The sequence below is a fragment of the Bacillus sanguinis genome (assembly GCF_018332475.1).
Taxonomy (GTDB): domain Bacteria; phylum Bacillota; class Bacilli; order Bacillales; family Bacillaceae_G; genus Bacillus_A; species Bacillus_A sanguinis.
Genome location: NZ_BOQB01000029.1, coordinates 1 through 25,310 on the forward strand (window position 1 = coordinate 1; position 25,310 = coordinate 25,310).

At 34.3% G+C, this 25,310-nt stretch carries 26 protein-coding genes and 1 pseudogene; 5 read left to right on the forward strand and 22 right to left on the reverse strand.

Translation table 11 applies throughout. The annotated features are described in order from the left end of the window. Positions 1–320, forward strand: a pseudogene (locus KI369_RS04505) (LysR family transcriptional regulator); the annotation flags it as partial. Between the two features lie 96 nt (positions 321–416). Here KI369_RS04505 and KI369_RS04510 read toward each other — a convergent pair. The 11 genes from KI369_RS04510 to KI369_RS04560 form a co-directional block, all read right to left on the reverse strand. Next, positions 417–1,370: a branched-chain amino acid ABC transporter permease gene (locus tag KI369_RS04510; protein WP_212955191.1), complete on the reverse strand. Its 954-nt coding sequence runs from the start codon at positions 1,368–1,370 to the stop codon at positions 417–419. A gap of 49 nt (positions 1,371–1,419) precedes the next feature. Then, positions 1,420–2,280 (reverse strand): branched-chain amino acid ABC transporter permease, encoded by an 861-nt coding sequence (locus tag KI369_RS04515; protein ID WP_212955173.1) that lies wholly within the window; start codon positions 2,278–2,280, stop codon positions 1,420–1,422. A gap of 21 nt (positions 2,281–2,301) precedes the next feature. After that, positions 2,302–3,003 (reverse strand): branched-chain amino acid ABC transporter ATP-binding protein, encoded by a 702-nt coding sequence (locus KI369_RS04520; RefSeq protein ID WP_212955174.1) that lies wholly within the window; start codon positions 3,001–3,003, stop codon positions 2,302–2,304. Then, positions 2,981–3,754 carry an ABC transporter ATP-binding protein gene (locus KI369_RS04525; protein WP_212955175.1) on the reverse strand — a complete coding sequence of 258 codons (774 nt, stop codon included), beginning with the start codon at positions 3,752–3,754 and terminating at the stop codon, positions 2,981–2,983. The genes KI369_RS04520 and KI369_RS04525 overlap by 23 nt, the downstream gene beginning before the upstream one ends. Before the next feature lie 90 nt (positions 3,755–3,844). Further along, positions 3,845–5,062 carry a substrate-binding domain-containing protein gene (locus KI369_RS04530; protein ID WP_212955176.1) on the reverse strand — a complete coding sequence of 406 codons (1,218 nt, stop codon included), beginning with the start codon at positions 5,060–5,062 and terminating at the stop codon, positions 3,845–3,847. A 180-nt stretch (positions 5,063–5,242) separates the two neighbouring features. Continuing rightward, on the reverse strand, positions 5,243–6,238 hold the full coding sequence (locus KI369_RS04535; protein WP_212955177.1) for a 3-oxoacyl-ACP synthase: 996 nt from the start codon (positions 6,236–6,238) through the stop codon (positions 5,243–5,245). Next, positions 6,238–6,654 (reverse strand): MaoC family dehydratase, encoded by a 417-nt coding sequence (locus tag KI369_RS04540; protein ID WP_002052284.1) that lies wholly within the window; start codon positions 6,652–6,654, stop codon positions 6,238–6,240. The genes KI369_RS04535 and KI369_RS04540 overlap by 1 nt, the downstream gene beginning before the upstream one ends. A 4-nt stretch (positions 6,655–6,658) precedes the next feature. Beyond that, complete coding sequence (locus KI369_RS04545; RefSeq protein WP_212955178.1) at positions 6,659–8,149, reverse strand: o-succinylbenzoate--CoA ligase; 1,491 nt, start codon at positions 8,147–8,149, stop codon at positions 6,659–6,661. A 15-nt stretch (positions 8,150–8,164) separates the two neighbouring features. After that, positions 8,165–8,770 carry a TetR/AcrR family transcriptional regulator gene (locus KI369_RS04550; protein WP_001290799.1) on the reverse strand — a complete coding sequence of 202 codons (606 nt, stop codon included), beginning with the start codon at positions 8,768–8,770 and terminating at the stop codon, positions 8,165–8,167. 130 nt (positions 8,771–8,900) lie between these two features. Then, positions 8,901–9,830 (reverse strand): CobW family GTP-binding protein, encoded by a 930-nt coding sequence (locus tag KI369_RS04555; protein ID WP_212955179.1) that lies wholly within the window; start codon positions 9,828–9,830, stop codon positions 8,901–8,903. 103 nt (positions 9,831–9,933) lie between these two features. Beyond that, positions 9,934–11,370, reverse strand: coding sequence for a flavin monoamine oxidase family protein (locus KI369_RS04560; RefSeq protein WP_212955180.1), 1,437 nt, complete (start codon positions 11,368–11,370; stop codon positions 9,934–9,936). A gap of 201 nt (positions 11,371–11,571) precedes the next feature. Between KI369_RS04560 and KI369_RS04565 the strand changes: the two genes are divergently transcribed. Next, positions 11,572–12,516, forward strand: coding sequence for an L-lactate dehydrogenase (locus tag KI369_RS04565; RefSeq protein WP_212955181.1), 945 nt, complete (start codon positions 11,572–11,574; stop codon positions 12,514–12,516). A 79-nt stretch (positions 12,517–12,595) separates the two neighbouring features. Here KI369_RS04565 and KI369_RS04570 read toward each other — a convergent pair whose 3' ends face one another. Together KI369_RS04570 and KI369_RS04575 are read right to left on the reverse strand one after the other, a co-directional pair. Beyond that, entirely contained in the window at positions 12,596–13,609 is a 1,014-nt protein-coding gene (locus KI369_RS04570) for an AI-2E family transporter (RefSeq protein ID WP_212955182.1), read from the reverse strand. 380 nt (positions 13,610–13,989) lie between these two features. Continuing rightward, on the reverse strand, positions 13,990–14,130 hold the full coding sequence (locus KI369_RS04575) for a hypothetical protein (protein ID WP_186327132.1): 141 nt from the start codon (positions 14,128–14,130) through the stop codon (positions 13,990–13,992). A gap of 178 nt (positions 14,131–14,308) precedes the next feature. Between KI369_RS04575 and KI369_RS04580 the strand changes: the two genes are divergently transcribed. Continuing rightward, positions 14,309–14,728, forward strand: coding sequence for a GNAT family N-acetyltransferase (locus KI369_RS04580; protein WP_212955183.1), 420 nt, complete (start codon positions 14,309–14,311; stop codon positions 14,726–14,728). A 140-nt stretch (positions 14,729–14,868) separates the two neighbouring features. Here KI369_RS04580 and KI369_RS04585 read toward each other — a convergent pair whose 3' ends face one another. The 4 genes from KI369_RS04585 to KI369_RS04600 form a co-directional block, all read right to left on the reverse strand. Continuing rightward, positions 14,869–15,471 (reverse strand): nitroreductase family protein, encoded by a 603-nt coding sequence (locus KI369_RS04585; RefSeq protein WP_076536822.1) that lies wholly within the window; start codon positions 15,469–15,471, stop codon positions 14,869–14,871. Between the two features lie 57 nt (positions 15,472–15,528). Then, positions 15,529–16,179: a DsbA family oxidoreductase gene (locus KI369_RS04590; RefSeq protein ID WP_212955184.1), complete on the reverse strand. Its 651-nt coding sequence runs from the start codon at positions 16,177–16,179 to the stop codon at positions 15,529–15,531. Between the two features lie 71 nt (positions 16,180–16,250). Next, on the reverse strand, positions 16,251–16,682 hold the full coding sequence (locus tag KI369_RS04595) for an Rrf2 family transcriptional regulator (protein WP_063261795.1): 432 nt from the start codon (positions 16,680–16,682) through the stop codon (positions 16,251–16,253). A 120-nt stretch (positions 16,683–16,802) separates the two neighbouring features. Further along, positions 16,803–17,672, reverse strand: coding sequence for a LysR family transcriptional regulator (locus KI369_RS04600; protein ID WP_212955185.1), 870 nt, complete (start codon positions 17,670–17,672; stop codon positions 16,803–16,805). Positions 17,673–17,769: 97 nt separating this feature from the next. Between KI369_RS04600 and KI369_RS04605 the strand changes: the two genes are divergently transcribed. Together KI369_RS04605 and KI369_RS04610 are read left to right on the forward strand one after the other, a co-directional pair. Then, complete coding sequence (locus KI369_RS04605; protein ID WP_212955186.1) at positions 17,770–18,675, forward strand: DMT family transporter; 906 nt, start codon at positions 17,770–17,772, stop codon at positions 18,673–18,675. Positions 18,676–18,854: 179 nt separating this feature from the next. After that, a complete protein-coding gene (locus KI369_RS04610) occupies positions 18,855–19,631 on the forward strand; it encodes an alpha/beta fold hydrolase (RefSeq protein ID WP_087931633.1) in 777 nt (258 codons plus the stop codon). A 123-nt stretch (positions 19,632–19,754) separates the two neighbouring features. Here KI369_RS04610 and KI369_RS04615 read toward each other — a convergent pair whose 3' ends face one another. The 5 genes from KI369_RS04615 to KI369_RS04635 form a co-directional block, all read right to left on the reverse strand. Further along, a complete protein-coding gene (locus KI369_RS04615; RefSeq protein WP_212955187.1) occupies positions 19,755–20,375 on the reverse strand; it encodes a YcnI family copper-binding membrane protein in 621 nt (206 codons plus the stop codon). Between the two features lie 34 nt (positions 20,376–20,409). Further along, positions 20,410–22,059: a copper resistance CopC/CopD family protein gene (locus KI369_RS04620; RefSeq protein ID WP_212955192.1), complete on the reverse strand. Its 1,650-nt coding sequence runs from the start codon at positions 22,057–22,059 to the stop codon at positions 20,410–20,412. Between the two features lie 328 nt (positions 22,060–22,387). After that, a complete protein-coding gene (locus tag KI369_RS04625) occupies positions 22,388–22,807 on the reverse strand; it encodes a VOC family protein (RefSeq protein ID WP_212955188.1) in 420 nt (139 codons plus the stop codon). A gap of 83 nt (positions 22,808–22,890) precedes the next feature. Beyond that, the gene (gene brnQ / locus KI369_RS04630; protein WP_212955189.1) at positions 22,891–24,249 is read right to left on the reverse strand and encodes a branched-chain amino acid transport system II carrier protein; all 1,359 of its coding nucleotides are present in this window, start codon (positions 24,247–24,249) and stop codon (positions 22,891–22,893) included. 234 nt (positions 24,250–24,483) lie between these two features. Continuing rightward, a complete protein-coding gene (locus tag KI369_RS04635) occupies positions 24,484–25,176 on the reverse strand; it encodes an FMN-dependent NADH-azoreductase (protein ID WP_212955190.1) in 693 nt (230 codons plus the stop codon). Positions 25,177–25,310: the final 134 nt, after the last annotated feature.

The following is a 25,310-nucleotide window of genomic DNA, read 5'->3' on the forward strand; positions in this document are numbered from 1 at the left end:
CCGTAGGCTTATTACAAGCGAAAGGAACGCCTATCATTGACTATTCAAAGGAACTCTTCTTCGTTAGTAATGACAAAAAGTGCCCTTTTAGAAATAAGACGATACAATTTCTAACAGATAATAATTTATCTCAACTTCAACAATTAGATTCTTATTCGCTTATGGAAGAGTTTATTCAGGACGGTAAAGGAATAGCCTTTTTACCGATTAAAAATGATAACTTAGTGCCCATTGAAGATGTTCCAATTGAGAAATTAGCTGTTCACTTTTTTACAAATCAAAACTCTTTAAAACAAATACCTAATGAATTATTTGATTAGGATAATATCTTTAAACTAACTAATTACATACACCAATAAAAATCCCTCCTTTACGAATCTAAAAGAGGGATTTTCATATTCTATACAATCGATTTTTCACGCGTTTTGCTCCACTTCTGCACTTTTCTCCTTCTTACTCCGTTTCATATTCTTCAACCGCTTAATCGTTCCAACTAATCCTTTCGGAAAAACTAGCAAGACGATAATGTACAATAAACCAAGAATAATCGTCCATCGTTCAAAAATCGGATACGCTGTAGCTAGTTCTGATAAATAATATTTCAGTGATTCAATAATTCCTGCTCCAGCAATTGCTCCAATTAGCGTTCCAACGCCTCCAATCATCGTCATCAATAATGCATTTAATGTCATTTCAATTGAAAATACAGTCGTATTTACAAAGCGCAACGTGATAACAAATAAACCACCACTAATTGCAGCTACTACTCCCGCCACAATACTAGCAATAATTTTATAATGAAGAACTTTATATCCTAGTGCTTCCACACGTTGCTCATTTTGTGAAATTGCCTTTAATACTTTTCCAATAGAAGATTTTGTGAAAAGACGTAACAGAATAAAAATAACAATTAAACATATAAGTGTTACATAATAAAAGGTAAAACGATCACGGAATATATCTGGTACACCAAATGTAAAACCATCCCCTCCGTGAGTGAGCCCACGCCATTTTTCAGCAAGTACGAAAAATAACTGTGAAATAGCAAGTGTTAACATTGCATAAAAATGACTTTTCAGCCTTAATGAAAGCAAACCGATTATATAACTAACAATTGCTGAAATGATAATTGCAGCTACTATCCCTATAATAAAGTTCGTTATGGATACTCCTTGCCGATCAAATAAAATCGCTACGCCATATGCCCCTATTCCAAAGAACATACAATGGCCAAATGATACAATTCCTGTATATCCAAGCAATACATCAAAACTCATTGCAAAAATAGCAAAGATGAAGATTTGAGTGAACAAAATTAACAAGCTCCGTGAATCATTTACGAATGGAAATACACTTAAACAAATGAGCATACATACTCCGAAGTATACTTTAATTCGATTTGATGTGCTGTTCACCATTTCACCCCTTTTCACCAACAAGACCATTTGGCTTTACGATTAAGAAAAATAGTAACATTAACATATTGATTGCAAGTGATAAATCTGGTATAAAATACGCTGTAAAAGCACCAGCTAATCCGACAATTAAAGAAGCGATTGCTGAACCTTGTACGCTTCCTAACCCTCCAATGATTACTACTATGAAAGCTAAAATCGCATACTGCATACCCATCTCAGCGAAAATAACGCCTGAATACGGTGCTAATAAGAATCCTCCCAACGCAGCCATCCCTGCTCCTAATAAAAAGACGAAAGAAAATATCGCTTTTACGTTAATACCGAGCGCTTGAACCATCTCTTTATCTGTTACACCTGCGCGTATCATAAGACCTATCTTTGTTTTTTTGAGCAATAATAGTAAGGCAATGTAAATGATGATCCCAATTAAAATAACGAATAGACGATATTTAATTAATATAATTCCTTCAAATGTATAACTACCTTGTAACCATAACGGTAATTTAGCACCAATTGGATTAGGTCCCCAAAATACTTTAATACATTCACTAAGTACAAGCATTCCTCCAAGCGTCACAAGAAGCTGGCGAACATGATTTCCATATACCGGTCTAATAAGGAATCTTTCTAAAATGAATCCAAGGAACATTCCCATAGCGATTGCCCCAATTAACGCTAATACATAACTACCTGTCATATTAAATAGCCAAACACCTGTAAACGCTCCCCAGGCAAATAATCCACCATGTGCAAAGTTTAGAACGCTCATTAAACCGAAAATAAGTGAAAGACCTGATGCTAATAAAAAAATGAGCATCCCTGTTGAAATCCCATTTACAAATAAATTGATTAACACATCCATCCTTCTCACCCCGGATTCATGTTAAGAGATTCCTAAATATTTATGACACATTTCCTTATCCTCTTTTAATTCATGCATAAAACCGTTATGAACAATTTTTCCGTTATCCATAATATAAAAGTAATCACCAATTTGACTAGCCATCATAAAGTTTTGTTCAACGAGTAAAACTGTTGTTTTCTCCTTCATTTTCAAAATGGCTATCATTAATTTTTCTATCATAATAGGAGACAAGCCTTTACTCGGTTCATCAATAAGTAATAAACCATCACTATTAATAAATGCTCTTGAAATTGCTAACATTTGCTTTTGTCCTCCGCTTAAGAGCCCACTTTTTTTGTGCCAAAACAGCTTTAAATCTGGAAATAATTCAAGCATCCATTCTATTTTTTCTTCCGCTTCTTCACCCTTCCCTCTAGCAAGAGCGAATGTTTCTTCTACTGTCAGATCGTGAAAAATACCTTGATTTTCTGGTACATACCCTATTCCTTTTCTTGAAATTAAATGTGTAGGTAATCCATTTACTTGTGTGCTATCATAATAAATTTCACCATGTGCGATATGATGAAATCCCATAACCGAACGTAACGTCGTCGTCTTTCCTGCTCCATTTCTTCCAAACAGTACAGTAATCGTTCCTTTTTCAACAGCAAGAGATACCCCTTGTAAAATATGAAACTGATCTAAATACGTCTCTATATTATTCACTTGTAATAGTGCCACTATATAATCCTCCTAAATAAGCACTTTGTACACGCTCATCTTTCATAATTTCTTCAGGCAAACCTTCAGCCAATAACTCTCCATGAAACAAAACGATAAGATGGTCTGACAAACCTAGTACCATATCCATTTTGTGTTCAATCAGTACAATTGTACTCTCTGGATGTTTCTTAATATTTTCAATCACTTGTAAAATAGCCGGTACCTCCTCAACTGATATACCTGCCGTCGGCTCATCAAGTAGTAACACATCTGTTTTTAAAGCTAATAACATTGCAAGCTCTAACTTTCGTTTTTCTCCATGCGCTAAATCTTTCGCTAATACATGTTCTTTCTCCTGAAGTAATACAGTTTTTAAGACACGTCTCGCCTCTCCCACTTGTTGTTTATATTTTGCCGAACTCGGAAAAAAACTATAGTAATCTTGCACGAATGATTGAACACTTAAACGAACATTTTCAAGTACCGTTAACTCTGGGAATATATTTGTAAGTTGAAAAGAACGACCAATTCCTAATCGAGTTCGATCCGAAATTGATAATTTCGTAATCTCTTGTCCCTTAAAATACACTTCACCCTTTGTTGGAGAAATTTGTCCACTAAGTAAATTAAATAACGTTGTCTTTCCTGCACCGTTTGGTCCAATAATGGAAATGAGCTTTCCTTTTTGTACTGTTACATTCACATCCTTAATAACATGATGTTCACCAAAAGATACGCTTAGATTTTTCGTTTCTAGCAAATGTGTCACGAAATCCCTCCCTTTAAAGCTTTAAATTTGAAAGAAATACGTATAAAGAGGGTGTCCCCCTCTTTATACAAAAACAACAGAAAATTCAGTCTATTTATTTTGAACTGGTGGTTCTGTCTCTTTCATTGTTAATTCTCGCTCTAATACTGGCACCGGATAGTCAAAACCATCTTGCTTTTTCAATGTGATAGAATACAGTGTCTGCAGCGCTTGGTGATCCTTTTCTCTAAATTTCATCTTTCCTTTCGGTGTATCAAATTCCATTCCTTCCATTTTCTTAATCAACGTATCTACATCTGTATCCCCTTTTGATTTCTTTAAAGCTTCTACAATAGAAATTGCCGCTGACATTCCACCCGCTGTAAATAAATCTGGTACCGCACCATTAAATCGTTTTTTATGTTCTTCCACTAACCAATCATTCACCTTATTTTTCGGGAGGGTATGATAATAAACAGAAAAACCTTGCATTCCTACTAACGCATCCATCGTTTTTAATGCCGGTATATCTGGTGCACCGGTAGAAATTTTAATACCTTGCGCTTCTACATTCATATCTTTCAACTGTTTCCAAGGTGAATTTGCCCCTGCCCAAACGATAAATAAATAATCTGGTTTTGAGCTAATGATATTTTGAATATTAGCCGTGAAGTCAGTCGAATTTGTATCAGCATATTGCTCGTTTACAATATTTGCACCTAACTTCTTCGCTCCAGCTTTAAATGCCGCAATTCCTTCACGACCGTAAGCATTATCTTGTGCTAACGTTGCTATTTTCACATCTTTTTTAGCAATTGCTGCAGCACCAGCGACTGCATCTTGAGATGAATTTCTACCTGTTCTAAAAATATATTTATTCCAGTTCTTCCCGGTAATACTATCAGCGACTGCTGGTTCTACAATCATTATTTTTTCATATTCTTCAGCTAGTGGTAAAACCGCTAATGTATCACTTGAACTAGACGATCCAACTAAAAAATCAACTTTCTCTTCTTCTAATAACTTCGTAGCTTTCTTCACTGCTACATCAGCTTTCGTTTCCGTATCTTCTACAACAAACTTAATCTTCTTCCCTTCCACTTTCCCAGTTCCACCCGTTGCATAGTCTAATCCTAGTTCAAATCCATTCATTGTTTGTTTTCCATACGATTCTAATGGACCTGTTAATGATGCAAGAACCCCTACCTTAATCGTCTTTTCATCCTCTGTACTTGTTTTCTTTCCTGAACAAGCTGCCGTTATTAATAACGAACCTAAAACACAACCAGTAGCCATCATTCTTAGCCATTTACGTTTTTTCATCGACATTGTGATCCTCCCCACACTTTTCTTTCTGATAGAATCAAACACGCCAAAGTTACCCATCCGTAATTATGACTTTTTCTTTGAATCATACAAACAAATCTGTTAAAAAATTTAATGAAGTACCTTTACATTCGCCGCCTCTTTCCAAATACCTCCATTTATCATATACTCATCTAGTATTTTTCACCATCTAATCACAGTCGCTGCCCACGTATACCCAGTCCCTGCACTAACTACTACTGCAATATCTCCAGGCTGTAATTTTCCCTGTTCATTTGCAAAGTGAAGACCAATGCAAGGATCAAGTGCTGACATATGTCCATAATGATCTAAATATACAACTTGTTCTTCTTCTAGCCCTAGTCCCTGTATCAATTCTATTATCATAGAACGTTTTGTATGCAGGGGTAACAATACTTTAATATCTTTAGGAGTAAATCCACTTTTTCTTAACGCCTCCCTAATAACCTTATCAAAATTAGAGATTGAAACCCGGTCTAGACGTTCTTTCATACTATTAGGATCTATTACATCAATATAATGTTGTCGGTTCTCAACTGTATCATAGCTTGCAACCTGCTTCGATCCACCAGCTGGGATACGAACATCTTCATGAAATGAACCATCTGTTATTATCGCACTTCCTAATATTTCACCGTTTTTAGCTTCTTTTTTCACTAAAGCTGCACTTCCCCCATCAGCGAAATTAAACATAAAACGCGAGCGTGGATTATCATAATCTACAATTTGAGATTCTTTACATCCACCTACTAATAATATATTTTCAATTGAGTTATCGGAGTAAAGCATGTCTTTTGCGACTTTGAGAGCGATTGGAAAGCAAGAACTAACATTCATAATTTCAAAAGCATAAGCATTTTCCAATCCAAGTTCATGCTGAATTTTTGGGGCACTAGACCATACGTGGTAATCTTTATGTGGACTGCCAAAATAAATGACTACATCAATAGACTGAGGATTTACTTGTAATAATATTGGCTTTGCAGCAGCAATAGCTAAATCTGATGCATGCATCGTTTCATCTGCAACATGTTTTTCATACAACCCAAATTTTTCTATAATAACATTCTCAGGAATACCTGTTTTTTGAGATAAGTCTGCGGCCGTCTCTACATCTTTTGGGAAGAAAACACCAGTCGCTTCAATCCCAATATTCATTAGACTACTCCTCCTTCTTTTGGCACCATCATGGTCGCTATACCTGTTAATACTAAATCTCCTTTTTGGTTATGACACTCCGTTAACAATTTCAAAACTCTCTTTTCTATCATAAATTCTTGTACAGTAGCCGTAGCTGTAATTGTATCTCCTATAAAAACTGGTGCTGTAAATTTAATAGTTTGTTCCATATAAACAGATCCTTTTCCAGGTAAATGAATACCAAGTAATTGTGATAAAAGACTAGAAGTTAGTAAACCATGTGCTATTCTTTGATTAAATCTAGTTTGTTTCGCATACTCATGATCAATATGGATTGGGTTAAAATCCCCACTCAAACCTGCAAATAATACAAAATCCGTTTCTGTAATTGTTTTACTACATGACGCCTGTTGACCAGTACTATACATCGTCATCTCTTCACCTACTTTTCAATTGATTTACTAACTGTGCTTTTTGAATTTTACCCGTTGCATTTTTAGGCAATTCTTTTAGAAAAACAATCTCTTTCGGTATTTTATATTTTGCTAGAAATAAACGACAATGTTCAATGACTTCTTTTTCAGTTAATTCACTGCTACTCTTTTTCACAATAAAGGCGATTGGAATCTCCCCCCACTTTACATGTTTCCTACCAACGACCGCTACCTCATATACCTCCGAAATCTTATTAATGACCTGCTCTACTTCAAGTGGATAAATATTTTCACCACCGGAAATTATCATATCTTTTTTTCTACCGATAATGTATACAAAACCATCTTCATCAACTTTAGCTAAATCTCCCGTATATAACCAACCATCTTGAATCGTTTCTTCTGTTGCATCTGGCCGATTCCAATACTCTTTCATTACATTCGGCCCTCTTATAAGTAATTCTCCAACTTCACCAACCTCAACTTTATTTTTGTTTTCATCAATAAGTACATACTCACAAAACAGAACTGGTTTCCCAATTGATCCTACTTTATGTCTTGCATCTTCTTCTGAAAGCATAAATACGGTTGGTGATGTTTCAGTCATACCAAAGCCTTGCCCAAATAAAAATCCTCTATCTATAAATTCTCTCATCAACTCTTCTGGACATGGAGCACCACCGTTATAAAACCAGCGAACGGATTGTAAATTTGTAGTTTCAAACTTTGCACAATTAATTAATGCTTGATGAATTGTAGGTACCCCCATCACTACAGTTACTTTATGTTTTTCTATCATGGAAAGAGCTGTGGTTGGTTCGAATTTCCTTGGAATAATGATTACGCCACCTGCAAATAAAGTTGGAAATGCGAATAAACCAATTCCACCAATATGAAATAAAGGTAATAATACAATAGAGCGGTCGTGCATAGTTAAGTCAATCGCAAATGTATTGTTTAGTGCATTCCAAAACATATTTTTTTGTGTAAGTACGGCTCCTTTCGGTTTTCCTGTTGTACCTGATGTATAACATATAATAAAGGATGCGCTTTCATTTATCTCTTCAAAGTTGTCACTTTTTCTATCTTCTATTTCTTTTAAACTTTTAATCGAAATAACTCTTTGTACGTACGATACCTTATGCATTGACAGTGCCATATTTTGAAATGTTTCCTCTACAAATAAAACTGTAGTTTCACTATCTTTTAACTGAAATATAAGTTCATTTTCTGTTAATCGTATATTAAGTGGAACAGCAATACATTCTACCTTTGCTATAGCAAACAAAAGTACAATATATTCCAAGCTATTTTGTGATAAAATAGCTATCCTTTCTCCTTTTTGCACATTTAAATCGTAAATTAAATAGGCTGCTACGTTACTTACATACTCATGTAACTGTTTATATGTCATTTCCTCCTCTTCTGTAATAATGGCAATGCGATCTGGATGTAAATAGGACCGTTTTTCAATCCAATAAGCAATGCCTTGCATATTTTCCCCACTCCCTTATCTCTTTCTCAATCCTTCAAATATTAATGACATCGCTGCTTCAAATACATCTTCCGGAACATCTTTCTCTTCCCAATAGCCCCATCGCATTCCTAGAAATTGCCCAATTGACATAAGACAATACGCAATTGTTTCTTTATCAAGTTGTTTAAACTCACCCGCTTCCATACCAGCCGATAAACTTTTTAAAAATCCATTTGCGAGCTTTGCATAATACCATCTATATAAGTTATCATCAACAACTACTGCCTGTTGTACAATGTTATATAGATTAGGTCGATCTTTCACCCATCGAAAAAAAGCCTGAAAACCTCTTCTTTGTGCCTCTTCATAACTTGATATTCCCTTCATTTCTTCTTTAATAATTAAGCGTAACTCACGGTTCAATCTGCGAATCAATTCATCAAATATATCTTTTTTAGATGGAAAGTAATTATAGAAAGTTCCGTGCGCTACCTTTGCTTCTTGTGTAATATTCACAATAGAAGCCTCGTAATATCCTTTACTACCAAACACCTCTTCTGCAGCACACAATAATTTCTCTCTCGTTTCTAATCCTTTTGTTGTTAAGTTTTTTACATCCATTATTATTTTTTCTGACACCTGAATCACCTCTTAGATTTGATTATAAATATATTTCTGAATTTTACAATTATTTTTATTAGACAAAATCTGCAAGCGTTTTTCTACATATAAAAAAGGACTAACTTAATTTGAAGTTAGTCCTTTAATCTTAATTAGAATTAGAATTAAGTTCTACTTTCTCTAACCCTTCAGCCAATTGTTTCTTATTTAGCCCTTCCCCTATTACTACCAAGTTCGTCGGGAAACCGAAGTCTTGTTCCAGTAAAGTTGGTACACCAAACGAATATTGGAATAGGTGCGGGTATTTATCTCCATGGAATTTCACAAATCCTTTTACACGATAAATACTATCTGGTAAATTTGAAAGCCATTCATATAAATTATCTTGATCAATCGATTTCGTAAATTGATATGTCATCGTTTGTATATGTAAATGCTGTTTTACATGTAGTGGCTCATGTTCTCCATCATTCGTAAATTCAGCTTCTTCTATGTCTTCTAAAGATATATTACAATATTTTGTTTCAAACAATTTCGCATGATTATTTATCGCTTTTACTTCTTCTATTATTTTGTTCTTATCCGAATCTGTGAGTAAATCTGATTTGTTAATTAAAATATGGCTACCAAACTTCAGTTGCTCATGCAATAATTGCTGAACGTTTGCACTTAATACATTTCGATTTAACCACCTTACTGCATCTAGTACGACTACAATTGATTTCACTTCTAAGAAAGGTGCTAAAATTGGTGAAACACACGCATCCAACACTTCAATTGGATGTGCAACACCTGTCGTTTCAATATAAATGACATCTGGTCTTTCTTGCTGATATAATGAATGCAATTGTATTTCAAGCTCTTCTTTTAGCGTACAACAAATACATCCTTTTAGAAGTTCTCTTAAAACATTCTCTTTTCCAATAATATCTGTATCTACCGAGTATTCACCAATTTCATTCATTAATACTGCAACTTTTCTATTCTTCTTTTTCTCCGCTAACAATAAATTTTGTAATAATGTTGATTTTCCACTACCTAAAAAGCCACCTAATATATGAATTTCTACTTTATTCATTTGATCGACCATCCATTTCTTTACTTCAAACGTATTCAAAGCGTAATAATTACGATTTATATTAATTATTCTATTAAAAGAATAGTGATTTGTAAATATATCTTCACTGTTCGTTTACTTCATAAGCAACTCGAATTCCAGACTCTATTGCTCCTTGCATCCATCCATGCGTTAATGTCGTATGCTCTCCTGCAAAGTGCACTTTGCCAGCTGGCGGCGTAATATACGGAAATAACTCTAGCTCTTGGCCTGGTTCAAAAGCTGTAAATGCCCCGCAAGAATACGGATTCTTACTCCAACTAAAAGATTCCCCTGTTATAAACTCACTATAGACTACATTCCCATATATTTGGGCTAAATTTTTCAATGCGTAACGAATACGCTCTCTATGCGGGAGACTATCCCATGTTAAAGCCTCATCTGCCCACGTATAACTTGCTATAACGATAGCTGCTCCTGATGACTGAATGCCATAGCTCGGGTAATATGTAAAACGTATCGGTAAATCCGTAATAGATTTCCCACCACACTGCCCGACTCTTTCCCAAAATCTACTTTTAAACTCTATCGCAATTTTAGTTGCAGCAATATAATTTAATTCACGAATTGCTCGTCTTTTAAAATAAGAGAATAAATGCAATGGCTGAACTTCTACAAATCGTAACACCGAAAACGGAATTGTGACAATAGCAATGTCACCTGTTACCATAAATGAATGTAACGTTTGTTCATGTATTACTTGCATCATTACTTTATTATCTTCCTGTATAATTTTTTCTACTTTATACGACATAAAAATATTATTTTGTAACTCCGGTAAAAATGAATTTGGTAATGCATCCATTCCGCCTGTTATCTCATAATATTTTGTCGTTGAAGTAAAAAAGATCATTTCACGTAATACTTCAATTAAAGACATTCCCATATACGCTTCCATATCTAGAAGTACCCCAATCATATCTATTGCTCCATCTGAATAATACTCCATTAAAAAGGAACCAAGCGAATACGTATTATACTTTTTTTCAACGATAAGCCAGTTTTTATTAGGGTCTTTTTTTATAAAATTTAGTATGGGTTCTAATAATACTAACATTAACTCTTCTGCCGTTTTCCCTTTTTCATTCTCTAAAATGGGGTATCCAAGTATACTTGGATTTTTTTCAAACAAGCTCAATCTTGTTTTAATATTATTCGTATAAATAATATCTGATGCGGTTTTATTTATAAAAAGATTTAACGGTAATTTAAATTTGCGAATGTACGCTAAAGTTAACTCGTGCGTTTCAGGAATTCGCATCGGCCCTGCATTAAAATATAAACCTCTACTAAACGGTTCTCGAATCGTATATATTCTTCCGCCTATTCGGTTATTCGCTTCTAAAATTGTTATGTTATGCCCTGCTTCTTTCAATAACGATGCTGCAACTAACCCTGAAATCCCTGCACCAACAATAATAATTTGCTTTTGGTTATTCGTTTTAACGAGCCCCACATTAATAATATGGAGCATTCTTTCCATCGTTAATGGCTGTATCATGCCCTTTTCCCCTTTGATAAAGGATTTTATTGCATTATATTCAGTTAACTTACTTCCTATGTTTCGTGCAAGAAAGTGCACGGATACATTTTCAAATACTTGAATATCTTTTATAAAATGTAATAAACTAGATATGAATCTATAGAAGTAAGACGTATTATCTTACATAATAAAATCAATGAAATTGCGAGGAATTTTGAAATGAAAAAAGGTATTAACCGAGTTGTATTAGTAGGAACAGGAGCGGTTGGATGTAGTTACGCTTATTGCATGATTAACCAAGCTGTAGCTGAAGAGTTTGTTTTAGTTGATGTAAACGAGGCAAAAGCTGAAGGAGAAGCAATGGATTTAAGTCATGCTGTTCCTTTTGCACCAGCTCCAACTAGAGTATGGAAAGGCAGCTACGAAGATTGTAAAGACGCTGATCTTGTAGTCATTACGGCTGGATTACCACAAAAACCAGGCGAGACACGTTTAGATTTAGTTGAGAAAAACGCAAAAATCTTTAAACAAATCGTTCGCAGTATTATGGATAGCGGATTTGATGGTATCTTCTTAATCGCAACTAACCCTGTCGATATTTTAACTTACGTAACTTGGAAAGAATCTGGTTTACCAAAAGAACGCGTAATTGGTTCTGGTACAACACTTGATTCCGCTCGTTTCCGTTATATGTTAGGTGAGTACTTCAATATTGGTCCACACAACATTCATGCTTATATTATTGGAGAACATGGTGATACGGAACTTCCTGTTTGGAGTCACGTATCAGTTGGTATTCAAAAACTACAAACACTTCTTGATAAAGACAACACATACACACAAGACGATTTAGACAAAATCTTCATAAACGTTCGTGATGCAGCTTACCATATTATTGAGCGAAAAGGTGCAACTTACTACGGTATTGGTATGTCACTTCTACGTGTTACAAAGGCTATTTTAAACGACGAAAATAGCGTATTAACAGTATCAGCTTACTTAGAAGGTCAATACGGTCAAAAAGATGTTTATATCGGCGTACCTGCTGTTTTAAATCGCAGCGGTGTTCGTGAAATTTTAGAAGTGGAATTAAGTGAAGAAGAAGAATTAAAATTCGATCACTCTGTTCAAGTATTGAAAGAAACAATGGCTCCAGTTCTTTAATATGTATAGTAAAAAGCAATCCAATTTATTTTGGATTGCTTTTTTTGATTGTTCGCTCATTGAAAATATCAGTTATTTTCTATTTTTTAATCGATTCCTCATTATTTACATTAAGTACATCTAATAAAAAGATAAAGATTGGTATCCCAATAATAAGCCCCCATATTCCAAGGAAATGTTCTGAAAAAATGAGAATCATAAATGTATAAAAGATTGGTAAATTTGTTTTCGCAGACATGAATTTTGGGTTTAAAAAATAACTTTCAAGAGCATGGATTACTGTAATGAACACAAGTATGTATACAACGTACATAACTCCTCCTACGTTATAAGCAATAATACAAAGTGGAAACAAGGAAATAATTACACCGGCAACAGGAATCAATCCTAGTAAGAAAATCATGACAGCCAATACGAGAAGCTGCGGAAATCCTAAGACGATTAATGCAATTACAGTGAGTACACAATTGAAAACCGCAATTAAAAACTGTGCTTCAATTACTTTACCGAATGATCTTGCAAACCTTTCACCAAAATATGCAATCTCCTCATAAAAAATCTTCAGACTACTATCTTTAAATTTAGAAGTAAATGTAATAATACGCTCTTTTTCTAATAAGAAAAATAAGCTTAATATGAGAGACAATAATATTTGTAAACTTACCTTCCCTATATTTGCAATCGATTGATAGATGACATCTACACCTTGTTCTATATATTTTGATACTTCCATCCCATTAATTGTTGAAAGTGCATATTTAATGATCTCATTATCAGGTGGATTTTGAAAAAACAACCTAAACTGATAAATCAATTGGGAAATCTGTATCGTTAGCACAGGTAAATATTTATATAATGTTGTGCCGATAAAAGTAACTAATATGATATACAAACATGCGATAACAATTTTCCGATTCACTTTTAACTTCTTTGAAATAAAACGTTGAAGCCGATCCATTAAAAATGTCAGTATAAACGTAATTAATATTAAATTGATCATACTTTTTAATCCATATAAGACAAGCGCAACTATTATTAAAACGAGAAACCGTTGGAACCCTCTACTTCGAAAGAAATTTTTCACTTCATTCATTAAGATTTAACCTCCCCCTTCAATGGATGGAAATTGAATATATTACATTTTATGAACCTCTATAGACAATCTTTCTTACTAATTGAGAAGAATCCTTTTTTCTTTTCATATTGTTAGATTCTTTTCATTCCAGCCTACAAACCTATTTCAGTGAAACTCTTTTTCCGTTTACTCTTTTACAGTTTTGGTGATCTTCTATTTTTAGACTGCTGCTCATACGCATATCCAATATTGAACAGTTCCTTTTCACCAACAACGTTATCTTTACCCACTTTTTCATGTTGTTTCCTCCACTCTAAAAGCTGCTCAATTGTATTGAAAAAGAGAGTTACCCTTGTAACCCTCTCTTATTAAAATGCTAAATGAAAAAATGAAGAATTTCAATTTAATTCATTCTTTTTTTGTATTTGCTTCGCTAATAACTCCTTCACTTGATTATACGTTAATCCTGAATCTCTATTTAAACGTTTTACTTCCTCAACATCAGTACCTACCACTGTATATTTTTTCTCATCATTCATTTTTCCACTTCCCTTTCTACTGCATTATTTCTTATATTTTTTCCCTAAACCCTTATAAATTAATACAAATAAGGAAACTGTCCGAAATTCAATACCTAAGGGCAATTACGTAAGAGGAAAAGATAAAAAAATGTCGAATGTATATACTTGTTGAATTTAAGAACTTGGAGGATATATTTTGAAAACATATGAATTTAAACATAACAGTCCTACATTGGAAGAGTATAAATATTTATGCGATTCTGTTGGATGGACTAATTATATGAATTTTGAAGTGGCGGAAACTTCACTGAAAAATTCTATTCACTGCATCACAGTCAATGATAATGAAAAAATGATCGGCATGGGGAGAATTGTTGGTGATGGATCTATCTATTTCTATATTCAAGATATAGTAGTTCATCCAAACTACCAGAAACATGGTATTGGGAAAGAAATCATGCATCGTTTAGTTTCATACTTACATGAGTATGCCCCTGATAAGGCGTTTGTCGGTTTGTTTGCATCAGAAGGTAAAAAATCGTTCTATGAGAAATTTGATTTTAAAGATTACTCACCAAACATGACGGGGATGTTTACTGTCATTTCAAAAACATAATAGATTTTTAATTGTAGGGAAAGACTTCGATTCCTCTGTAGGAAATTGCGCTTGCAGTAACAGTTTAACATTACATACGAAAGGAGAGTACATTTATGGCTGTACTCTCCTTTTATTTCACTCTTTACATATTATACTTCTTAATAAAATTTCACTACATCTTCAGTAGGTAAGAAAGTTCTTTCTCCCGGTTGTTCATTTGGCTCACCAAATGGCATTTGTCCTACTAAGCTCCACTCTGCTGGAATGTTCCAAGTTTCTTTCACTTCAGCATCTACGATTGGATTGTAATGTTGTAGGGATGCACCAATTCCTTCAGCTGATAATAACATCCATACAGTATGTTGTAACATTGCATTTCCTTGATGAGACCAGAATGGGAACTGATCTTTATATAATGGTGCATTTTCTTGCATTTTTTCTACTGTCGCTTGATCTTCAAAGAATAACACAGTCCCAACACCTGTATGGAAACCTTTTAATCTTTCTACAGTCGCTTCAAAGTTTTCTGCTGGTACGCGGGCTCTTAGTGTTTCTTTAACAATATCCCAAAACTTTTCATGCTCTCCATCCATTAATACAACCATACGGCCACTTTGCATATTGAAAGATGTTGGTGCGTGTAAAGCTGTTTGTAAAACTTCTTCAATTCTTTCTTTCGTAATTGCATCGTTTTTTGTTACTTTACGAATAGAACGACGGTTCACGATTGCTTCTTTTAAGTTTGTTGTAGTTGCTGACATGTTAATTCCTCCAAATATTTGTTTTATAATTTATTTTGTTATTTCATAACAAGCGAATTAGCAATATCCATCTGTATTACACTGCATACCTTCAAATGAATTTGTTTTTTCCTTTTCAATTTCTTTATCAATGACTCTTTGTAGCGTTTCTTTACTAGCAAGTCCTTGAATGATTTCATCTCCAATCATGACAGTTGGAACAGCCATAATATTCGCTTCATCATATGCGTGCTGAATTGCTTCTTGATGCTTTTCTTTATATTTACGATTTACTAAAGCATCTTTAAATTCGGCTTCAGGAAGACCTACTTCTACCGCTAATTTTGTTAAAACATTAATATCTTCAATGTTTTGCTCTTCTTGGAAAAATGCTGTGAATACGCGGTGATGATACTCATTTCCAAGCCCACGTTCTTTCGCAAATTGACATCCTTCAAAAGCTAAATGTGTATATGGATGCGGAGAAACACGCGGCAAACGCATATCGATTCCTAACTTTTTCGCGGTTGGAAGAATGAAAGCATCCCATGAACCTAATTTTTCCGGCTCATTCCATGGATCTATTTTTGAATATGGACTTGGACGTAATTCAAATGGCATCCATTCAATCTCTACATCATTCTCTTTCGCTACCTCATCTAATGGACCTTTTGCTAAAAAACAAAATGGACATATAAAATCTGAGTATACTTTCATTTTTACAGTCATAATTTTCACACCTTACCCTTACTGTTGTAATCAAAATAGTTACATTAATGATAAAAAAATATAAATATGATTTAAGCATTCATTTTTTCTTGCAAAGTTTCAAACAACTGCCCCATCGTAATATTTCTTAAAACTTCTTCCATCGCAGATTGCGCTTGTATTAATATAACTTCTAATACAGCTTGAATATTCGCTCCAATTGGACAATCTGGATTTGGTTGCTCGTGAATATGAAATAGCTTATCTTCTTCGACTACATTTACTGCATGATACACATCCAACAATGTGATTTCATGTAAATCCTTTAATAATCCCGCACCACCTGGGCCACGATTTACATATACAAATCCAGCTTGCTTCAAGTACGACATCATTTTACGAATGACTACTGGATTCGTATTTACACTTTCCGCCATATAGTCTGAAGTACAAAGTGAAGATGGATTGTTTTTCAAAATAGATAAAATATGAACAGCTATAGAAAAGCGGCTGCTAATTTTCATCGTAATCACCACCTCGATGTAATCATTATAGTTACAACAAAAAGATAAGTCAATCCTTTTCATATATTTTTTATAAGCAAATTAAAAAGTGCCCCATTATGATATATGAGACACCTGTTGTTATTCTGCAAATAGCGCTTGAAATTCATCAATAAATAGCTGCACAGCGATTGAAGAATCCTTTAATGAAGGAACAGCTAAAGCAATTTCTCTCCATACTTGCGGTTCCAATTCTCTCGTTTGCACATTCTGTGGTAAATTCGTTAAAGATAATTCAGCTAATATTGCAATACCTAACCCTTCCTGAATCATATTTAAAGCTGTAGTAACAGTCGATATTACATATTCAGCCCGAAGTGGTACGTTGGCTTGTTTAAACATATCAATAATGGGTGGTTCGTATCCGCCCTTACATAATATGATCGGTTCATTCTCTAAATCACTAATTGTAATAGAGTCTTTCTTACAAAGAGGATGATCCTCTCTTAAGATAGCAACCATTTTTCCCTTCGTTAATGGGACTATCTCCATCTCTTTATTAGGCAAAATAACAATTCCTATATCAACAACCCTCGATATTAACCAATCTTCAACTTCTTTAATTGTTCCTTCACAAAGAACGACCTCTAAGTTCGGATACTTCTCCTTAAAATGGTTTATCATTTTCGGTAAGAAATGTGCCGAAGCACTCGGAAAACTCCCAATTCGAATCGTCCCCACTTCGTGTCCTTTCTCCATCGCAACTTCTTGTTCAATCTTCTCTACACCGTTCAAAATCTCTCTAATATGTACAAGAATTCTGTTTCCTACATCCGTAACAATTAGCCCTTTTCGTTTATCACGTATAAGAATCGTAACTCCTAACTCTAACTCAATACTTGAAATGGCATGACTGACTGCTGGCTGCGTCATGTTTAACACTCTGGCAGCCTTCGTAAAACTACCTAACTCAACAGTTTTTATTAATACTTGCAGTTGTGTAATGGTCATAACTAATCACTTATACTCCTTATAAAAAAGATTCATTTTATTTATTACAGTCGATATCATATCATAGTGAAATGAATAACAACAAGGAGGTCTTACCGTGACACAGCTTTCTCGAACTAAGACGGCCATCATCCTTACCTTTCTCGTTTTCATGTGGGGAATCAATTGGCCTTTATCTAAGTTTGCCCTGCATTATACACCACCCGTTTTATTTGCAGGCGTTCGAACTTTAATTGGAGGATTCATTTTACTCCTTTTCGCATTACCGAAATACAAAGAGTTACACTTAAAAGAAACTTGGCATTTATACGTTATTTCTTCTTTACTTAACATCATTATATTTTACGGATTACAAACTGTCGGACTTCAATATATGCCTGCTGGGCTATTTTCCGCCATCGTATTTCTACAACCAGTTTTACTCGGCATTTTCTCATGGATTTGGCTTGAAGAATCTATGTACGGGTTAAAAATTTTCGGGCTTGTTCTTGGATTTATTGGCGTAGGTGTGATTAGCTCTAGTAGTTTAACTGGACATATTTCTATTATCGGAATCCTTCTCGCGATAGGATGCGCGATTGGCTGGGCACTTGGAACAGTATTTATTAAAAAGACTGGGCACCGCGTTAATTCCATTTGGATGGTAACACTTCAGCTCATTATTGGTGGACTTTGCTTAATTGGATTTGGTTCAGAGTTTGAAAGCTGGTCTAGTATCGCTTGGAGTATACCATTTGTTAGCGTACTACTCTTTATTTCATTCTTCGTTATTGCAATGGGATGGCTGGCATACTTTACTCTTGTTGGAGCTGGTGAAGCAAGTAAAGTTGGGGCTTATACATTTCTTATTCCACTAATCGCTATTATTGTAAGTTCAATTTTCTTACATGAGGCCATTACTATTAGCTTATTCATCGGACTATTATTTATTGTGGTGAGTATTTGTTTCGTAAATATACAGCCGAAAACACTTGCTGTGAGGCAGCAGGTTGAAGTGAAATAAATATGGGAAAGAGCCTACTGTTTGTAGGCTCTTTTTCACCCTTTTATCAGTACAGTTCAGTTACGGAGAGTTGTATTAAAAGGAATTTTTTTCTTTTTTATTGTATGATTATACTTAAGTAGTAAGAATATTACCTCTACTATAATGGACTAACAATTCTAATCATAAGGGGGCCTTATATGGTTTTACAGTATAAAGAATTTGGATATTCAAGCTCACCACTTATGGTTTTTATTCATGGGGGCGGAGTCAGTGGTTGGATGTGGGACAAACAAATTAAACATTTTACTAACTATCACTGCCTTGTTCCTGATTTACTTGAGCAAGGAAAAAATAGAAGTAAAGATCCTTTCTCAATAAACTTTAGTGCTGAAAAAATCATAGAACTAATTGAAGAAAAAGGACAAGGGAAAACTGTTATAGTAATTGGGTTTTCATTAGGCGCTCAAGTATTAATTGCTATGCTCAGCATGAAACCAAACTTAATTCAATATGCTATGATAAATAGCGCATTAGTTAAACCAATTCCTTTCTCTAAAACATTAATAAGCTCTCTTAGCTTAACCTACTGTTTAGTAAAGAGTAAGACATTTTCCAAAATACAAGCAAAATCAATGTACATAGATGAAACACAGTTTGATAACTATTATCATGACAGTTGTCAAATAAACAAAAATACATTTGTAAGGATATTAGAAGAAAATATGTCGTTTACAATACCAAAAAGTTTCAAAGATGCTAATAGTAATATATTAGTAACTGTTGGAGACAAAGAAAAAAGAATTATGAAGGACTCAATGACTGAAATCCTTGAAAATAATACGAATTGCACAGGTATTATCATTCCTGAAATTGGACATGGCATCTCTTTAGCAAATCCCATACTATTTAATACTATAATTGAAAACTGGCTCGAACATGATATCCTGCCGGAAGACTTCATAATCGTCAATTAAATTCCAGACATCAATAAATTTCATTATAGAGTGGCTATAATAGTGCCGATATCCTCATTCCTTCTAATCCATAGACCTAATAAAAAAGGTCTCATTATTTACGATGAGACCTTTCAATCTTACTTATCTTTTACGACGTACTACAAAAACACACGCACCTACCGACGATACAATCGCCAAAATAGATAAAACAATCGCTATCAATTGTATATTACTAGTAGCTTCATTCTTTTCTAGACTAGACACTTCACCATGTTCTCCTGTTAGTGACGTACCTTTTGCAATTGTAGTAAGTGAATGTGGTTTTTCAGCTTTTTCATCCCCTGTCCATTCAACAATTTCTCCGTCTTTATATTGTTGATATGCATCCCAAGCTATTTTTTGTTCTTTATCAGGGTTTTTAGCGACGAAAGTAAATCGCTGGAACTGACCAGGTAAAATCCCTTCTCCCGTTGCTTCCCATACTACTGTTTTCACTTTTCCAGCATTATCTTTTTGCTCTTCCACTTTCCATCCTGGCACTGGTTCATACTGTTGGAACTCCACTCCAGACGGTATTTTCAATGTGATTTTTGTCGTTGCTACATTCTTTTCAACTGGTACTTTTATCGTGTAAGTCTCCCAAGAGTTAACGTCCGAAGTTGCTGGTTTCACAGTAACATGCGCACTAACAGGTAACGAAAAAATCACCATTGCAATAATTGTTGCGATCATTGTTGTGCCAAATTTTTTTATACGTTTCATTTTCTATTAGCTCCTTTTTATCTATACCTTCTCTTTATCTGCCGCCTACTATAAATTTATAATCCGTATCAAAGCTATCAAGAGATTTTGTTAATCCATGCACTTGTATATTCCAGTTTCCTGTCATGTTAATATACATACCTTCCGCTTCATATTCTCCTGGTGACACGGCCGAAACTTTAAATGAACCTTTTCCCATGTTCATATCCAATGATTGTGTAGTTAAAATAATTTGCTCCATATCAGTAACAGGGTTTCCATTCTCATCATTTAAAGTAATATGGAATGTATTTTGTCCTACTTTATTAGGACTTACATTTAGCGTCATTTCATATCCATTATCCAATTGTTTACTCTCTGTAAAAGGTCCAGTAGGAGGCATCGGTGGTGTTTGTACGTTTGTCATAAAAGCTACGATTACGAAAATGGTAATTCCAATGATAAACTCTACTTTCACCGTAGCGCCTAATCCTTGCTCCGCTCTCATTTTCCCTTTCACATAATGCACAATTCCCAATATCCCCATGAAAATGAATAAAAGTATCTTCGCTAATAAAGCTAATCCATACTTCGTATCAAATAACGAGTGGATTGTTGGTATAAAGAATGTACTGTTAAAAAGACCTGTTATTAAAATTACGACGACAGCACCTGTTGCCCACGGTGAAAAGCGCTTAATCATATCCCAATACACACCCCACTTATCATCCTCTTTACGTAAAAGGAGAACAATAGATGATAGACCACCAATCCATAACGAAGCTGCGAATAAATGTAGAAAGTCCATAACGACCGCAATCTCTTTAAACTTTAAACCAAATGCATGACTATTAAAGGCTTTCATAACAAGTATCCCGATAAACAATAGTATCGGAATGCTCCATACTTTAAACGACGACAGCTTCTCACACTTCATCGCAAAATACGTAACAATTATAAGCGAACTAATAAGAACCATTTGAGTAATCCATACATATCCAAAAACAGAAAGCTGTAATGTTTCTTTTAATAGTAACGGATTGAATGCTTCTAACCATGAAACATCAGCATTTATTTTCGCTTGCAATGGTAGATTGAATAGTAAGCTAATCAATATACCCAATAATGAGATCCATATTATGTTCTTACTCCTTAATCGAACCGAGGTTGCATTCCCTTTATATATAATAAGATTAAAGAATAGCACGCCTATAAATAGTGAGAAACTTGTATATAGAACCCCACGTTCCATAATCATATCTATTTGCGGGACATACCCCATCTCTTCTACTTGTATATCGTCTGCTCCCGCTTCCTCTGATCCAATTCGGAACGGAATAACTCCTTGAATAGGATGCCCGTCAGCTGAAATCACTTTCCACTGAATAGAGTAGAGTCCGTTTTTCAAATTTTCTTTTAACCCTACTTCTATTAATTTTTTATTTTCTTTATCAATATGAGCATCTTTTTGATCTACTCTTGTACCTGAGGTATCTCTTACAAACAATGTATTAAAATGCGAAACTTGTATATCCTCATCGAATTCAATTTTCACAACAGATGGTGCCTTCTTCAACGTTTCATTTTCAGCAGGGTTTGATTTCACAATGTACGCATGAGCAGATGCACTTTTCGGCATCGATATGATAAGTACACATGCAATTAATAGCCATGCCCCTAACCTTTTCATTACTTTCACAATCATTTCACTTCTTTCTTCCTCATCACTATATTTTCCTTTACCTTCCCAAGTTCGATTCTCCACCGAAATATTAACCTGATTAAATATAAATTTTTATACAGTGTAATTCTTTATTTCTCTCTCACCTCTAAACTTCCAATACAATAGTAACTACCTTCATAGACACAACTTACATTTTTAAAGTCGATTGTTATTATATCATAAAATATATTTATGTAAGTTTCTGAAGAAGAAAAGTTATCGTGAATCATTTGTGAAGAAAGTGTGAAATACATAAATAAAAAAGGTATTACGTTTTTACGCAATACCCTTCTTCCATCATAAAATTTCTTTATTTCTCTTCCGGATAATCACAATACTCAATGATTGTTCCCTCTGTGTCCGCGGGGTTAAGATATATTAATCTTCTACCGTGCTTATTAATTCGAAGTGTATGCTCTAACGTTCGAATACCTTGTTCTTTTAGCTCTTCTAGAGCCACATCTAAATCATCGACACGATACGCAATGTGATGAACACCTTTACCTTTTTGTTTAATAAAGCGTGCTATTGGAGATGTCGTATTATTCGTAGGCGCAAGTAATTCAATTCTATCTCCATCCACTTCAAGAATGGCTACTTCGCTTTCAACACCAGGAGCTTCACTTACATAACGATCTATTAAAGTTCCTAACAACACCTTTTCATAAAAACGTATCGTACTATCTATATCTCGAACTGCGATGCCGATATGATCAATTGTTTTTTTCATTTTATTTCCCCTACTACTTTATTTTCTTTCATTATTAATAGTAACAAAAAAAGTTATAGAAACAAGTTCTATAACTTTTTTATTTAACCTATTTTCTTATTTGCACTAGCTGCTGGTTGAACTTGATTTTTTACTTTCACAATACTAATGCCGTATCCGATCAGTCCGCCAATAAGTGCTGGTAAAATCCAGCCTAATCCAACTTCATGCATTGGAAGTAACTTAGCAAGAATATCGTTCACTACTGCTAATTTCATACCAGCTGCATTTAATCCATCAAACATACTTACAATAAATGTTATTAATAAGCTACCTTGATACACTTCTGCTCGTCCTTTAAATAATGGATGAAGGAGTGTTAGGAAAATTAATACAATTGCTAATGGATAAATTGCGATTAATACTGGAACAGAAATTGCGATTAATTGTGTTAAACCTACATTCGCAACAACTGCACTGAACACTGATAATATAATTGCAATCTTTTTATAAGAAACGTTCGGGAATAGCTTATGGAAAAATGAAGAACACGCTGAGACTAGTCCAACACTAGTAGTTAAACATGCTGCTATAACCATAATCCCTAATATAATTCCGCCGTATGACCCGAAGTAATAGTTTGAAACTTTTGCTAATACAGCACCACCGTTATCTAAGTGGCCAAGTTTTGCAACACTTGAAGCTCCCATAAATGAAAGTGCTGAATAGATTATTGCTAAAATAGATGCAGCAATCAATGTTGCTTTTGCACAAACAATCATAATATCTTTTTTTGTTTTTGCGCCCTTTTCTTTAATCGCATTTATGATGATGATACCAAATACGAATGATGCTAACGTATCCATTGTTAAGTAACCTTCTTGGAACCCTTTAAAGAACGCATGTGATGTATACGCCTCTGCAGGTGCTTGCATTTCTCCCATTGGATGAATAAAAGCAAATGCTACTAAAATTCCAATAAACGTTAATTTAATTGGCGTTAAGATTTTTCCTACAATATCGACAATTTTCGCGGGATTTAGCGAAAAAAAACAAGTAATGCTAAAAAATACAATTGTAAAAAGAATAAGTGCTGTAGAACTGAAACCTTCTGACACGAACGGCTTAATACCAATTTCATAAGAAACGCTGCCTGTTCTCGGAATAGCGAATAACGGACCAATTGCTAAATATAAAACTGTCGTAAATACAATTCCGAATACTGGATGCACGCGGCTTGCTAACGATTGTAAATCCTCTTTACCTGAAATACCAAATGCTAATACTCCTAGCAACGGTAAACCTACACCTGTTACTAAAAATCCAGCGTTTGCAATCCATACATTTTCTCCTGCCGATTGCCCTAACATTGCCGGGAATATTAAATTTCCTGCTCCAAAAAATAGTGCGAATAACATTAATCCAATAACTACTATGAACGAAAACGGTACTTTGTTCGTCATAATATAACCTCCATTCCAATCCTTTTATCTCATTTCCATTTTTAACTAATTGAATTTTCTGAATTTTTAACTTAAGTATCAACTATTCTTGACCTCATTATAGTTTGAAATATAATATTTTGCAATACTATTTTCAAACTTTTCTTTTATTTTATAAATATACATTTTTTAACATAGAAATAGACTAAAAAACCAACATGGTCATCCATGTTGGTTTTTTGCATGTATTATCAATTAAAATTTCGCCGCTACTTTTTTAACGTTCTCTAAACCTTCTTCAACAATTTGTTGTGAACGATCTGGATATTGATTGTGCCCTTCAATTACAACAGTCTCTGGATTTGTAATTCCCCAGAATCCAAGTACAGTTGTTACATAATTAACTGCCATTTCCATAGGAGCCATTTGTTCTGAAGAGTAATCTGAACCACGCGCGCCTAATACAACGACCTTCTTATCACCAGCTAAACCTTCTGGGCCATTTGCTGTATATTTAAATGTTTTTCCAGCTTGAGATAAGTATGAAATATACGTAATTAATGGCGCTGGCACTGTGAAGTTCCATAGTGGAAAGGCAAATACAACTTTATCAGCTTCTAAGAACTGATTTAAATATTGATCTACCGTAGCTACAGCCTTCTCTTCTTCTGCTGTTAACTCCATTCCTTGACTACGTTTGTATCCACCTGAAATAGCGATATTTCCGTAATACGGCAGATCTAATGCGAATAAATCTAACTCCGTAATTTCTGTATTTGGGTTCGCTTCTTTATAAGCACTTACAAATGTTTCATACATTCTTGAACTAACTGCTTGCTCCGCTGGACGATCGTTTGCTTTTACAAATAATACTTTTGACATTGTTTTATTCTCCTCTATTTTTGTATTTTCTTCTTTTTTACCAAATAACGAGCTAAATAATCCCATTTTCTTCACCTAAACTTTCTTATCATATTCATTATTCATCATCACAAAAATTCTTATTCTAATAAAAAGTTCCAATAGATACCTTAAGTAAAGATACAAAAAACTTTTTGTTATTTAATTACCTTATGTAAGTG

Coding starts and splice junctions, on each gene's coding strand:
- KI369_RS04510 (WP_212955191.1), bottom strand. CDS start 1,370: ATGCTCATTTGTTTAAGTGTATTTCCATTCGTAAATGATTCACGGAGC.
- KI369_RS04515 (WP_212955173.1), bottom strand. CDS start 2,280: ATGGATGTGTTAATCAATTTATTTGTAAATGGGATTTCAACAGGGATG.
- KI369_RS04530 (WP_212955176.1), bottom strand. CDS start 5,062: ATGTCGATGAAAAAACGTAAATGGCTAAGAATGATGGCTACTGGTTGT.
- KI369_RS04535 (WP_212955177.1), bottom strand. CDS start 6,238: ATGAATATTGGGATTGAAGCGACTGGTGTTTTCTTCCCAAAAGATGTA.
- KI369_RS04540 (WP_002052284.1), bottom strand. CDS start 6,654: ATGACGATGTATAGTACTGGTCAACAGGCGTCATGTAGTAAAACAATT.
- KI369_RS04545 (WP_212955178.1), bottom strand. CDS start 8,149: ATGCAAGGCATTGCTTATTGGATTGAAAAACGGTCCTATTTACATCCA.
- KI369_RS04555 (WP_212955179.1), bottom strand. CDS start 9,830: ATGAATAAAGTAGAAATTCATATATTAGGTGGCTTTTTAGGTAGTGGA.
- KI369_RS04560 (WP_212955180.1), bottom strand. CDS start 11,370: ATGATACAGCCATTAACGATGGAAAGAATGCTCCATATTATTAATGTG.
- KI369_RS04565 (WP_212955181.1), top strand. CDS start 11,572: ATGAAAAAAGGTATTAACCGAGTTGTATTAGTAGGAACAGGAGCGGTT.
- KI369_RS04570 (WP_212955182.1), bottom strand. CDS start 13,609: ATGAATGAAGTGAAAAATTTCTTTCGAAGTAGAGGGTTCCAACGGTTT.
- KI369_RS04575 (WP_186327132.1), bottom strand. CDS start 14,130: ATGAATGATGAGAAAAAATATACAGTGGTAGGTACTGATGTTGAGGAA.
- KI369_RS04585 (WP_076536822.1), bottom strand. CDS start 15,471: ATGTCAGCAACTACAACAAACTTAAAAGAAGCAATCGTGAACCGTCGT.
- KI369_RS04590 (WP_212955184.1), bottom strand. CDS start 16,179: ATGACTGTAAAAATGAAAGTATACTCAGATTTTATATGTCCATTTTGT.
- KI369_RS04595 (WP_063261795.1), bottom strand. CDS start 16,682: ATGAAAATTAGCAGCCGCTTTTCTATAGCTGTTCATATTTTATCTATT.
- KI369_RS04600 (WP_212955185.1), bottom strand. CDS start 17,672: ATGACCATTACACAACTGCAAGTATTAATAAAAACTGTTGAGTTAGGT.
- KI369_RS04610 (WP_087931633.1), top strand. CDS start 18,855: ATGGTTTTACAGTATAAAGAATTTGGATATTCAAGCTCACCACTTATG.
- KI369_RS04615 (WP_212955187.1), bottom strand. CDS start 20,375: ATGAAACGTATAAAAAAATTTGGCACAACAATGATCGCAACAATTATT.
- KI369_RS04620 (WP_212955192.1), bottom strand. CDS start 22,059: ATGATTGTGAAAGTAATGAAAAGGTTAGGGGCATGGCTATTAATTGCA.
- KI369_RS04625 (WP_212955188.1), bottom strand. CDS start 22,807: ATGAAAAAAACAATTGATCATATCGGCATCGCAGTTCGAGATATAGAT.
- brnQ (WP_212955189.1), bottom strand. CDS start 24,249: ATGACGAACAAAGTACCGTTTTCGTTCATAGTAGTTATTGGATTAATG.
- KI369_RS04635 (WP_212955190.1), bottom strand. CDS start 25,176: ATGGGATTATTTAGCTCGTTATTTGGTAAAAAAGAAGAAAATACAAAA.